This window comes from Methylosinus sp. KRF6 (genome assembly GCF_018887255.1).
In the GTDB taxonomy this organism is placed as follows: Bacteria; Pseudomonadota; Alphaproteobacteria; order Rhizobiales; family Beijerinckiaceae; genus Methylosinus; species Methylosinus sporium.
Window position 1 is genome coordinate 3,040,149 of the sequence record NZ_JAHLJF010000001.1, and the last position, 10,670, is coordinate 3,050,818.

Here is a 10,670-nt window from a genome sequence, read left to right on the forward strand (position 1 = left end):
ATTCTCGATCGTCGCGAGGGAGTTCTTGATCGTCGAACGAAATGGATCAGCGGGCGGCCAGCGCGAGAGCGCCGGCGTTGGCCAGATAATCCGCGCGGTCTCTTTCCGCATTCTCGGTGTCGTTGCTGGCGACCGGCGCATAGCCCTCATAGCCGAGGTCGTTCTGCACGGAGACGAGGTGGCGCACATAGAGCGCGCGGAACTGCTCGGGCGTCGAAGAGGCGTGGGCTTGCGCGAGCGCGAGCAGCGCGCGCCGCACGCGCAGCGCCGCCTTCACATCGGGCTGCGCGGCGCCGGGAACGGAATTGTAGTAATAATTCGTGTCGATCTGATTGGCGCGAATATAATTCTTGAACGGCGTGATCGGCACGGAATGCGGATATTTCGTGCTCGTGTACCACAGAAGATCGAGGCCGTTGGGCAGGCCGTCGGCGAAAGCGTCGATATATTGATCCCAGGTGCCGTTGAAATTGCTGCAGAACAGCAGATAGTCATTGGCGAGATTTTGCTTGCCCTGGCCGAGATCGGGCCATTGGTCGCGCTTGACGATGGCCCAGCGCGCGAAATGAATGAAGGAGAGGCCGAGCAAACCGCCGAGGGAGGTGGGAATCGATCGGGAAATCATGAAGCTGAAACGATTGAACCATGTCCGCCAGGGTTTCATCGGCGTAATGACGTTCATTCCATAGGCTTTGCCCGTGACATTCGACATGATCGCGGCCTCGAAAAAATATTCGATTATTTCCGGCTACGGATAGCCGCATTTTTTCCAAAAGACAATATGCGAAGCGCGGCGCAAATCGCTCCGGCGCGCTCAAGAATGGTCGTTTATTTCCGCATGTCCCGCAATTCGCAGGATGTTCGGAAATTCGCCGCGCATGGCGCGCTCCACTTCGTCGACGGCCGCGTGCGTGGCGTCGACGGAGAGCTGCGGATCGACGCAGCAATGATAATTGACGACCAGCCCCTCCGCCGTCTCGCGCGCGCGGACATCGTGGACGTCGCTGACTTTTCCGCCGCGCGCGGCATGACGCGCGAGGGCGTCGGCGATCGCGCGCTGCGTCTGCGGCTCGGCATCCTGGCCGGCGAGCAATTGCGGCTCCGAAGGCTCGATATGCGTTTCGATTTCGATCGATTCGCCGAATTCCTCGCGAATCGCCTGCTCGAGATCGCAGGCGATCTGATGCGCGCGCCCATGCGACATGCCGCCGTCGAGCTCCATATCCAGCGTGATGGAGAGGCGCTCGCCCACCGTTTGCGCGATGATGTGATGCACCTGAATGCGGCGGCGCGCGGCGACGAGCAGAATGCGCTCGATTACGGTCTCGTCGTCGAGCGCGATCGGACGTGTGGCGAGCGCGATCTGCGCGCCGGGAATGGCGCGCAGAATCGCGGAATTGGCGTCCTCCTTTATGCGCGCCGCGCGCTCCAGAGGCAGCGTGCGCGCGACGCCGATGACCGCCTCGCCCATCACTTTCGGTCCAGCGGTGCGCAGGCGCAGGCTCTCCACCGCTATGACGCCGGGCGTGGCGCGCAGAATTTCCTGAATTTGCGGCACCAGCTCCTGCGGCGCGGCGTCGAGCAGCGTCGCCACCGTGCGGCGGCCGAGCCTGTAGCCGGCGATAGCGATGAAGGCGGCGACCCCGATTGCGGCCAGCGCATCGCCCTGGGCGAAGCCGGCGCGCGTCGCGGCGAGGCCGAGAATGACCAGAGCCGAGGAGACGAGATCGCTCGCAAAATGCAGGGCGTCGGCGGCGAGCGCGTCGCTCTGCGTCTCTTCGGCCACGGCGCGAAGGCCCCGGGCGCGCACGAAATCGACGACGATAGAGAAGAAGAGCACGGCGAAGATCGGCCAGCCGGCGTCGATCTCGACTTCCGGCTCGCCGAGCCGGCGCGCCGCCTGGCCGGCGACGACCAGCGCGAGGCCGAAGAGCAGCCCGGTCTCGATCAGCGCGGCGAGCGATTCGACCTTGCCATGGCCATAATGGTGCCGCTCGTCCGCCGGCTTCTCGGCCTGGCGCACGGCGACATAGGTGAGCACTGTGGCGGCGACGTCGGCGGCCGAATGGCCGGCCTCCGAAATCAGCGCCAGCGAGCCCGAGGCGAGGCCGGCCACGAGCTTGGCGAGCGTCAGCGCGGCGCTGGCGGCGATCGAGGCTTTTGCGGCCGCGGCCTTGCGGGCGGCCGGGTCGGTGGCTGTATGGGTCGTGTCGGACATGGGGGCGGATCGGTTGGTCGGCGCGCCGCCGCGCCGCTGATCCCAGACTTAACAACACAGTGCGACGGGCGCAAATCGATGGTCGGCGGCCCTTTTCCGCGTCGTGGCCGCCGCGCCGTCTCGGGCTCGCATCTCTTTGTGATTTCCGCTATGTGGTGGAAAAGAGCGGCAGAAACAGGAGTGTCAGACATGCGCGCGAGGATGAGACGGGCGCTGTTCGCCGCCGTCGCCTGCGCCACGGCGCAAGTCGGTTGGCCGCAAGTCGGCTGGTCGCAAGTCGGCTGGTCGCAGGCCACCGCGCCGCAAATCGCAACCGGCGAGGCCGCCTCGGGGCAGGCGGTCTCGAAGCCGGAGATCGCGCCTTTCGGGCGCGGCTCTTTCGACGCCATCCGCAAGGCCCATGCCGGCCGGCCGCTCATCGTGCATTTCTGGTCGGTGACCTGCTCCATCTGCGTCGCCGAGCTGGCCGATTGGGCGAAGCTCGCCCGGGAGACATCGGGCGTGGATTTCGTCTTCGTCAATGCCGATCCGGAGAGCGACCGCCATCGCGCCTTGTCCCGCATGGAGAAGGCGGGGCTGCGGCAGGCCGCCAATTTCGCTTTCGCCGATCGTTTCGTGGAGCGGCTCTATTTCGAGGTGGATCAGGCCTGGGCGGGCGAATTGCCCTTCACCGCGCTGGTCGCCGCCAATGGCCGACTGGTCACCGAGATCGGCGCGCTCTCCGATCTGAAGCTCGCGAGCTGGCTCGCGGACAAGGCCGAGCGCTGAGCTTCATCGCGTCGCGCCCGGCGTCCACAGCACATCGCCCGCGTCCTTATTGGCGTAGCGCGCGGCGACGAAGAGGAAATCGGAGAGGCGGTTGACATAGCGCAGCGCCGTCTCGCCGACGGATTCGTCCGGGGCGTTGGCGAGCGCCACCATTATCCGCTCGGCGCGGCGGCTCACCGTGCGGGCGAGGTGGAGATGCGCGGCCGCCGCCGTTCCGCCCGGCAGCACGAAAGATTTGAGCGGCGCGAGCGGGGCGTTGAGCGCGTCGATCTCGCGCTCCAGCCGATCGACCTGCGATTGCACGATGGCGAGGCTGTGCTCGGGCAAAGTCTCGCCGGGCGCGACCGGCGTCGCCAACTCGGCGCCGAGATCGAAGAGGTCGTTCTGGATGCGCGCCAGCATGGCGTCGAGGGCCGCATCTTCGCCCGTGGCGAGGCGGGCGAGGCCGACGGCGGCGTTGGTCTCGTCCACGGCGCCATAGGCCTCGACGCGCAGATCGTCTTTGCGGCGGCGCTGGCCGCCGACGAGAGAGGTGGCGCCGGCGTCGCCGCCGCGTGTGTAGATTTTGTCGAGGCGGACCATCGGCGGCTCCTCTAATGACGGAAGGCGAGGATCGCCAGGATCAGCAGCAGCGCGCAAAATTGCAAGCCCACGCGCCAGCGCATCAGCTTTTGCGAGAGATTGCCGTCGCCCCCGCGCAGCACATTGCCGAGGCCGAGCAGCACGACGATCGCGACGGCGGCGACCGCGCCCATGACGGCGATATTGGACCAGCTGGACATCATGGGGCCCGCGCCCTCCCGGATGCGCTCTGTTGCGCTTTCATGACTAATGGAGCGCAGGGCGATGAGCAAGCGGGGAACGGCGCCCCTCGACGACGCCGCAGCCGCTCGCACTCCGGCGCCTCGACCGGCTCGCCCGGGCCTGCCGAGGAGCCGCGCGCCGCGTCTCGGCTCCCGCTTTTCGGCTCACCGGTAATAGTCCGCATTTCGGCGGAGCGGCCATCCGCGCGACATTGATCGGCCCAAAGAGCGAAGCTGATTTCTCCGCTGCGCTCCGAGCGCAATTCGTCTCTTCGGAATGGACGAAGAGGACCATAATCCTTATTCGACGGGCCGGTTCATCGTCCGGCAATTCTTCAATTTGGAGAATGAGATGCTCGCGTCTTTTTACGAACGCCGTTTCAGGGGGGAAGCCTATCTGATCGCTTTCGTGGCGATCGTCGGATTGCTCCATCCTCTCTTGTATTGGTCCGTATTCTCCGGCGATGCGGAAATTCACCTCGTCTATGCGCGCAATCTCTTGCGCGGCCATCCGCTGGAATTCAATCTGGATCAGCCTAACAGCGGCGAAACCTCCATGGGGTTCATGCTGATCGACGCTCTGGCCATGTGGGTCGTCGGCGCCGCCATGACTCCGCTCGCCGTGAAAATCATTTGCCTCGCGGGCCTCTATGCGACTGCCGGCGTCACCTTTCTCGTCGCCGGGCGAATTGGTCTGCGCCGCCCCTGGCGCGAGCTCGCGGCGCTCCTCACTCTGTGGTTGCCGGGCAGCGTCTACAATGGCATGAGCGGCACCGAGAATGCGGTGTTCGCCGCCTTCGCCTGCGCCTATTTTTATCTCACGCTCCTATTTCGCTGGTACGATGAGAGACAGGGGCCGACGCTCCGCCAGGACGCGATCGCGGGCCTGCTCGCCGGCGCGCTCTTCTGGCTGCGCCCGGAAGCGCTTCCGCTGCTGCTCATTCTCGTGACCGTGCGGCTCGCGGGAGCCCATTGGTTCGGGAGGCGCATGGTTCGGGAGCTCGCCCAGCTCGGCGTTCTCCTCGGCGTCTTCGGCGCCGCCATCCTCGCCTATATCGCGATCTTCGTGCATTTCTCGCATGAACTTCCCTATGGCGCCGGACAGGCGCGCCGGCTGATGTCGTCGCATCTGGAAAGCGCCTGGATCGGGAAAGTCCCGGTCAACATCAAAGTCCTGGTTCGGATCGCCGCCTATTTCAGCATTGTCGTCCCCGCGCTCGCGGTCGTCGGATGGGCGCTGTTTCGCAATTCGTCCGACCGGAGCGAGCGCCTGACGATCATAGCGCTAGCCGCGGCCTTCTTCGGCTTTCTCGCCGCCTATCTGTTCAATGTGCTGCCGTCGTTTCATTTCGCGCGCTACACGATCTTCATATGGCCGTTCGGAATGCTCGCGGCGGCGCTCGGATTGCAGGCCGTCGCGCAGTCGCATTGGCCGCGGCGCGGGCTCGCCATGGGCATGATCGCGACATCGAGCCTCGGCTTTGTCGGAGTCGCCATCTATGAGCTCGGCTTGCGGCGCGACGTCTCGCGCAATTCCGATAGCCTCTATTCGGTCCAGGCGGCGCCCGAGCGGCGCGAAGCCAATTCTGCCAAGCTCGCGCAGTCGCTCGGGCTCGCGGTCGGAGCGCGGGCGACGCTCGGCCTGCAGGAAGTGGATACACGTTATGAGCTGACGGATAATTTCGAAGTTCGCTCTCTCGACGGCATCACCGATTCTCGCCTGCTCCGCTATCTTTGCGACGGCTGGGTCGATCATGACGGCTATGTGATCGATACGAAGATCGATTATCTGCTGGAATTCCCGAGCCTCGACCGCGCTCGATCCGTCTGGTCGATCGCCGATCTCGCGGAGCTCGCGGTGGGGGAGTCGGTGGCGCGCCCGGGCGTCACCTACACGAAGATCCGGCCGAGGATCGTGAAAGTTCAGCGAACCGTCGATCGCTCCTCCTCGCGTCCCGGCGACGCGTGCTCAACCAGCCGGACCACCGAGCCGACCTCGGGTCACGGGACGCAATAAGCTCCGCTCGCGCATTCGTTCCGCGAGCTTTGCCTGCGCGCGGAGCATGATGATGTGATGGTGTTTTAGCGGAGCCTGCGGCTTCAGGCCGCTCTGAAGGTCAGGAGTCTGTGCCCGAAATAGCTCGAGAGCGTCGGGACGCCGATCGCGACGCCGTGTCCGATCGGCTCGGCCAGCGCGCCGGCGAAATGGAGGGCGGGAAACACATAATAGACGAGCGCCATGGAGACCGCCCACACTTGAGCGACGCCCGCCAGATTGACGAGAACGAAAAACTTCACCTGCCGCTCCAGCGGCTGAGGCGAGGCCGGGAAGACGAAACGACGAAACAGCGCAAAGGCGACGACCATGCCGATCATATAGGCGATGGCGACGGCGAGCGGAAAGCTCACGATCCGCTCCAGCGCAAAGCGCGAAAGCCAATTCGCCAGAGCGGCGCAGCCGCCGAGCGCGATAAAGCAGGCGAATTGCCGCGCGTTCGCATCGGCTCTCATGTCGCTGTCGCTTTGCGTCGTCATGGACGAACCTCAAATATCGAGCTTGTTGAAAACCGGGGCTGGAAGATGCCGAATCGCCAGCATGATCCAGCGCCAGAAGGCCGGCGCATAGACGGTGGGGCCGCCTCTCTCCGCCGCTCGCGCGATGACCCGCGCGATCGTGTCGGGATCGGCCCATAGCAAGCCCTTCTTCGCGACGCCGGCCGTCATGGGCGTATCGACGAAGCCGGGCTTGACGACGACCGCGCGCGCTCCGACAGGCGCGAGCTTGTGCGCTATCCCCTCGACGAGCCGCGCGAGTCCGCCCTTGCTGGCGCCGTAGACGAAATTCGATCGGCGCCCGCGGTCGCCGGCGACCGAGCCGATGACGAGAAGAACGCCGGAGCGCTGCCGCTCCAAAATGGCGCTGGCCGCGAGGCACCAGGCGGCGGCGCTGCAAAAATTCGTCTGCATCAGCTCGGCCGCCGCAGCTGGCTCCGTCTCCAAGCGCTTCGGCTCGCCGAGCAGACCATAGGCGAGCAGCATGACGTCGAGACCGCCGAGGGCTTTCAGCATGGCGGCGAGTTCCGCGCCCGCATCGGCCGTCGCGCAATCGAGGACCAGCGGATGCGCCTGCGCTGCGCCTAAAAGTCTCAAATGATCCGCTATCGCGTCGAGTCGAGATTTTTCGCGGCCGACGAGAATGAAGCGCGCTCCTTCGCGCGCCCAGATCCGCGCCGTCGCTTCGGCGATCGCAGAGGCGGCGCCCAGAATTACGATACGCTTGCCCGCTCGAGTCACGAGCTCACCCTTCGCCAGAAATCCGAGCTCATGGCGGGATCCCTGTGAACGACGAATTCCCGCCATCGGGGAAACGAATGTCGGAACATTTTTCCCGTCATCCGACCATCCTTGGCCGGGTAGAGCGCGCCGCGCGCCTCTTCGACGATCGCGTCGAGCCGCGACATCAGGCGCAATGTGTCCATTCCACGATTGGGGAAGTCGAGCGCCAGCGTCACGCCCGCCCGCGGGAAGGACAGAAGGCCCGGCGACGCCAGCTCGCCGAAAGTCTTGAGAACGGCGAGGAAGGAGGCCTGGCCCGAACGCGTGATCTCGTCGAGCAGGATAGCGATGGCCTCGCGGGCCTTGCTTCTCGGAATGACGCATTGATATTGGAACATTCCGCGCCGTCCATAGAGCCTGTTCCAACCGCGGAGCGCGTCGAGCGGATAGAAATAGCTCGCATAATGCTGTCGCCTCAGTCCTCTGCGGGCGCGATTCGTCCTGTAGTAGAGTTCGTTGAAGCCGGCGATGGCGAGCCGATCGAGAAGGAAGACCGGCGCATCGCATGGAATGCTTTTCCAAGTGCGATCGTCATGGGCGTCCAGCGCATCGTCGGCGCGCCAATTCGCCCGGGAGAAGAGGCCGCGACCGAATTTCGTCCCGCGAGACACGCAATCGATCCAGGCGACCGTGTGTTCGAAATTTTCGGCGCTCTGCTCGGCGAGCGCCCAGAATTCGGAGAGGCTGCGATAGGGAATGGTTTCCACATCGAGATAAGCGCTCGCGATCCGCTCGAGCCGGAGCTCGGCCCATTCGATGATTCCAGTCAAGCCCAGGCCGCCGATCGTCGCCGCGAACAGGTCAGGCTCGGCAGTTGGCGAGAGGATGCGCCGACTGCCGTCGCTGCGCAATAGCCCGATCGATTCGATGTGTCGTCCGAATGATCCGGCCGCATGGTGATTCTTGCCATGCACGTCATTGGCGACCGCGCCGCCCAATGTGACGAACCGCGTTCCCGGCGTCGTCGGCAGGAACCAGCCACGCGGCGCCGAGAAGGCCAGAATCTGCGAGAGCGATGCGCCGGCTTCGGCGCAGAGCGTTCCGGTTCTGTCATCGAAGGCGATCAATCGATCGAGGCCGCGCATGTCGATCAGCGCCCCGTCCGAATTGAGGCATGAATCTCCATAAGACCGACGCAGGCCCGACGCCAGACGGCTGCTCGCTTCGGCGTCGCCGATCAGACTGTTCAGCTCGTCGCGGAACCGCGGACGCGCCACATGCTGCGAATGATTCGACGTGCGCCCCCAGGACCACACGCCATCGCGCCTCGCGAAATCAGAGGACATGGAATTGCTTCCCTTTGTCACCAGATCGCGGCGACGAAAATTGCGCCCATCGCAGCCGCATAGAGCAGGCTCACGCGATCCTTCAATGCGAACGCCACCGGATCGTCGTCGAGCTCGCCCCTGTGACACAGCAGCCAAACGCGCGCGAGCCACAGGAAGATGACGACCGCAAAGCCCCAGAGGAAATCCGGATGCTTGTAGAAGCCCTTGGGAAAGGCGTCTTCGACGAGGTAGATGACCATGACGAGGATCGTCGCCATCATGGCGCCGATTCCCGTCGCCAGCACGAAAGGCGCATCGCCGGCGTGATAGCCGCGGCCCGGCGTGCGCTCCTGCCCATGCGCCGCCATTCGCGTGATTTCCGTTTGCCGTTTGGCCAGGGACAGCGAAAGAAAGATGAACATCGAAAACACGAACAGCCATGGCGAGAAGGCCACATCGGCGACGACGACTCCGAGAGCGAGGCGCATGGTGAACAAGCAGGCGAGCAAAAAGACGTCGATGATCGGCTCGCGCTTCAAGCGGAACGAATAGGATAGGCTGACGACGAGATAGATCGCGAGCAGGATGACCGACGCCTGGCCGGCGATCCACGCCAGTCCGAACGCCGCTGCGCCGCAGGCCGCGATAAGTCCGATGCTCCAGACGATCGGCAGCTCTCCGCTGGCGAGCGGACGATTTTTCTTCGACCAATGCCGCCTGTCGTCGGCCAGATCGCAAAGATCGTTGAGCAGATAGGCGCCCGATGCGAGCAGGCCGAAGGCCAGGAAGGCCTCGAATGCGAAGATCCAAGCGCCGATGTCGAGGGCTTTACCGCCGAGTATGAGCGGAATGAAGACCAGCGCGTTCTTCGCCCATTGGTGCAGTCGCAGACCGCGCCGGATTCCCTTCAGGCCGAGCGCGCGCCTCGGGAAGGAGGCCACGATCTCCGTCACCTCGCGCGCCTTCTCGACGATGCGCGGCGAAGCTCCCGCGAACACCGCCGCCGAAGCATGTCGCCAGACATGGATGTCCGGAAAGGAATCGCCAGCGTAGACGAAGCCGTTCGGGTAGAGCTGCGTCAATGCATCGGCTTTCGCGCGTCCTCTCATATTGATCCGCCCGTCGGAAGAGACGACTTTGCAAATGAAGGGAAAACGCCTCGCGACCTTTTCGGCGATCGCATGATCGGCGGCTGTCGCCAGCACGATCGGTCGCCCAAATCGCGCTTCACGCTCCGCGAAGGTTCGAAGCGCGGGATTGCAAGGAAAGCCGGCGACATCGTCATCGGTGACGATCGCCGCCAATTTCTCTTTGACGACGGCGCGCCCCTTCAATGTCCAAGCCGGAACCCGCCACGCCTGCCACCACTTTCGCTTGATGAGCAGCAGCAGCGCCTCGTGAAGCGTGTCGGTGGTGACGAGAGTGCCGTCGAGATCGATGACCAGGGGAACGCTGAGATCATGACGCAGGGCGGGAATGTCGAGGCTGTCCATTTCGATGGCCGCGCCCGCCGCAACTGCCGATGCTTGCGCCATTTCGTCTCTCCTGCACGAAATCGGACATGAAATTCATCGAAACCGTTCACGATCCAATCTGCGCCGGCGTCTCGAAACGCCTCCGACGCCGGCGCCGCGCATTCGATCTCATCCACCGGCCGAGGCCGCGATCGCCTCCGCCTGCGTGCGCCGAACGCCGCGTCGCAACGAATTAATAAGCGATTTCGCGATTGCGCCCACCGAGTAATTTTCCTAACGAGCGCTTAACGCCGATGTGCAGTATCTTCTTCAATGAAGACGATGAGCAGAGCCCCTATCATTCCGCTGAGCTTTATCGATAGCATATATTTTCTACAATTATTCGTTTCGCTTCGAGGATACGGAGTTGCGACAATCACATCTGCTGATCATCGCTCTCGCTTTGATCGCGAAGCCGCCTCGCGCGTAAGGGAAACATCGCTGGAGTTCGACATCGATCGCGCTCCGACACTCTCTGCGCGAACCGCGGCCGGTCGAAATCGATTAAGCGGCAGAATCGACCGATGAATAATTTCTATCGCAGACCGACGAATCCCGGTCGCCTGACGGCTTCTCTCTTCGGCGACGCACGATCATAGGGCGTGCGATCGCCGCGCAACGGCGCCGAATCGGCGGCGCGACGACGAAGGTCGACGCTCGGGGATGTGATTCACCCGAAGTGCGGTAGCGTGGCGGATCGAAAATTTCTCGACCGGCCAGCCCCTGCGCCAGATGTCCTTACGCACGCGAAATGCCTATCGAA

The 10,670-nt window shown here is 64.0% G+C and carries 10 protein-coding genes; 2 read left to right on the forward strand and 8 right to left on the reverse strand.

Features of this window, described 5'->3' with window-relative positions; genetic code table 11:
- Nucleotides 1–46: 46 nt before the first annotated feature.
- Nucleotides 47–712, reverse strand: coding sequence for a hypothetical protein (locus KP010_RS14485; protein ID WP_142861887.1), 666 nt, complete (start codon nt 710–712; stop codon nt 47–49).
- Nucleotides 713–814: 102 nt separating this feature from the next.
- Nucleotides 815–2,218 carry a cation diffusion facilitator family transporter gene (locus KP010_RS14490; RefSeq protein ID WP_142861888.1) on the reverse strand — a complete coding sequence of 468 codons (1,404 nt, stop codon included), beginning with the start codon at nt 2,216–2,218 and terminating at the stop codon, nt 815–817.
- 189 nt (nt 2,219–2,407) lie between these two features.
- On the opposite strand from KP010_RS14490, the gene KP010_RS14495 reads away from it, so the two are divergent.
- Nucleotides 2,408–2,986: a TlpA disulfide reductase family protein gene (locus KP010_RS14495; protein WP_246659726.1), complete on the forward strand. Its 579-nt coding sequence runs from the start codon at nt 2,408–2,410 to the stop codon at nt 2,984–2,986.
- 3 nt (nt 2,987–2,989) lie between these two features.
- Here KP010_RS14495 and KP010_RS14500 read toward each other — a convergent pair whose 3' ends face one another.
- Together KP010_RS14500 and KP010_RS14505 are read right to left on the reverse strand one after the other, a co-directional pair.
- Nucleotides 2,990–3,568, reverse strand: a complete 579-nt coding sequence (locus KP010_RS14500; RefSeq protein WP_142861889.1) for a cob(I)yrinic acid a,c-diamide adenosyltransferase — start codon at nt 3,566–3,568, stop codon at nt 2,990–2,992.
- 11 nt (nt 3,569–3,579) lie between these two features.
- Nucleotides 3,580–3,771, reverse strand: a complete 192-nt coding sequence (locus KP010_RS14505) for a twin transmembrane helix small protein (RefSeq protein ID WP_185966405.1) — start codon at nt 3,769–3,771, stop codon at nt 3,580–3,582.
- A 370-nt stretch (nt 3,772–4,141) separates the two neighbouring features.
- Here KP010_RS14505 and KP010_RS14510 point away from each other — a divergent pair, with 370 nt between their 5' ends.
- The gene (locus tag KP010_RS14510; protein WP_142861890.1) at nt 4,142–5,806 is read left to right on the forward strand and encodes a hypothetical protein; all 1,665 of its coding nucleotides are present in this window, start codon (nt 4,142–4,144) and stop codon (nt 5,804–5,806) included.
- Between the two features lie 83 nt (nt 5,807–5,889).
- On the opposite strand, the gene KP010_RS14515 is transcribed toward KP010_RS14510, so the two are convergent.
- The 4 genes from KP010_RS14515 to KP010_RS14530 are packed head-to-tail and all read right to left on the reverse strand — an operon-like array spanning nt 5,890 to nt 9,928.
- Nucleotides 5,890–6,324: a GtrA family protein gene (locus KP010_RS14515; protein ID WP_142861891.1), complete on the reverse strand. Its 435-nt coding sequence runs from the start codon at nt 6,322–6,324 to the stop codon at nt 5,890–5,892.
- A 9-nt stretch (nt 6,325–6,333) separates the two neighbouring features.
- Nucleotides 6,334–7,083, reverse strand: coding sequence for an SDR family NAD(P)-dependent oxidoreductase (locus KP010_RS14520; protein ID WP_108916115.1), 750 nt, complete (start codon nt 7,081–7,083; stop codon nt 6,334–6,336).
- Nucleotides 7,080–8,411: an FAD-binding oxidoreductase gene (locus KP010_RS14525; RefSeq protein ID WP_142861892.1), complete on the reverse strand. Its 1,332-nt coding sequence runs from the start codon at nt 8,409–8,411 to the stop codon at nt 7,080–7,082. Before KP010_RS14525 ends, KP010_RS14520 begins: the two co-directional genes overlap by 4 nt.
- Nucleotides 8,412–8,428: 17 nt before the next feature.
- The gene (locus KP010_RS14530) at nt 8,429–9,928 is read right to left on the reverse strand and encodes a UbiA family prenyltransferase (RefSeq protein ID WP_142861893.1); all 1,500 of its coding nucleotides are present in this window, start codon (nt 9,926–9,928) and stop codon (nt 8,429–8,431) included.
- Nucleotides 9,929–10,670 lie beyond the last annotated feature (742 nt).

What these genes read in the sequence shown, in the direction of transcription:
- KP010_RS14505 (WP_185966405.1), bottom strand. Translation starts at nt 3,771, where the DNA reads ATGATGTCCAGCTGGTCCAATATCGCCGTCATGGGCGCGGTCGCCGCC.
- KP010_RS14515 (WP_142861891.1), bottom strand. Translation starts at nt 6,324, where the DNA reads ATGACGACGCAAAGCGACAGCGACATGAGAGCCGATGCGAACGCGCGG.
- KP010_RS14525 (WP_142861892.1), bottom strand. Translation starts at nt 8,411, where the DNA reads ATGTCCTCTGATTTCGCGAGGCGCGATGGCGTGTGGTCCTGGGGGCGC.
- KP010_RS14500 (WP_142861889.1), bottom strand. Translation starts at nt 3,568, where the DNA reads ATGGTCCGCCTCGACAAAATCTACACACGCGGCGGCGACGCCGGCGCC.
- KP010_RS14485 (WP_142861887.1), bottom strand. Translation starts at nt 712, where the DNA reads ATGTCGAATGTCACGGGCAAAGCCTATGGAATGAACGTCATTACGCCG.
- KP010_RS14510 (WP_142861890.1), top strand. Translation starts at nt 4,142, where the DNA reads ATGCTCGCGTCTTTTTACGAACGCCGTTTCAGGGGGGAAGCCTATCTG.
- KP010_RS14490 (WP_142861888.1), bottom strand. Translation starts at nt 2,218, where the DNA reads ATGTCCGACACGACCCATACAGCCACCGACCCGGCCGCCCGCAAGGCC.
- KP010_RS14530 (WP_142861893.1), bottom strand. Translation starts at nt 9,928, where the DNA reads ATGGCGCAAGCATCGGCAGTTGCGGCGGGCGCGGCCATCGAAATGGAC.
- KP010_RS14495 (WP_246659726.1), top strand. Translation starts at nt 2,408, where the DNA reads ATGCGCGCGAGGATGAGACGGGCGCTGTTCGCCGCCGTCGCCTGCGCC.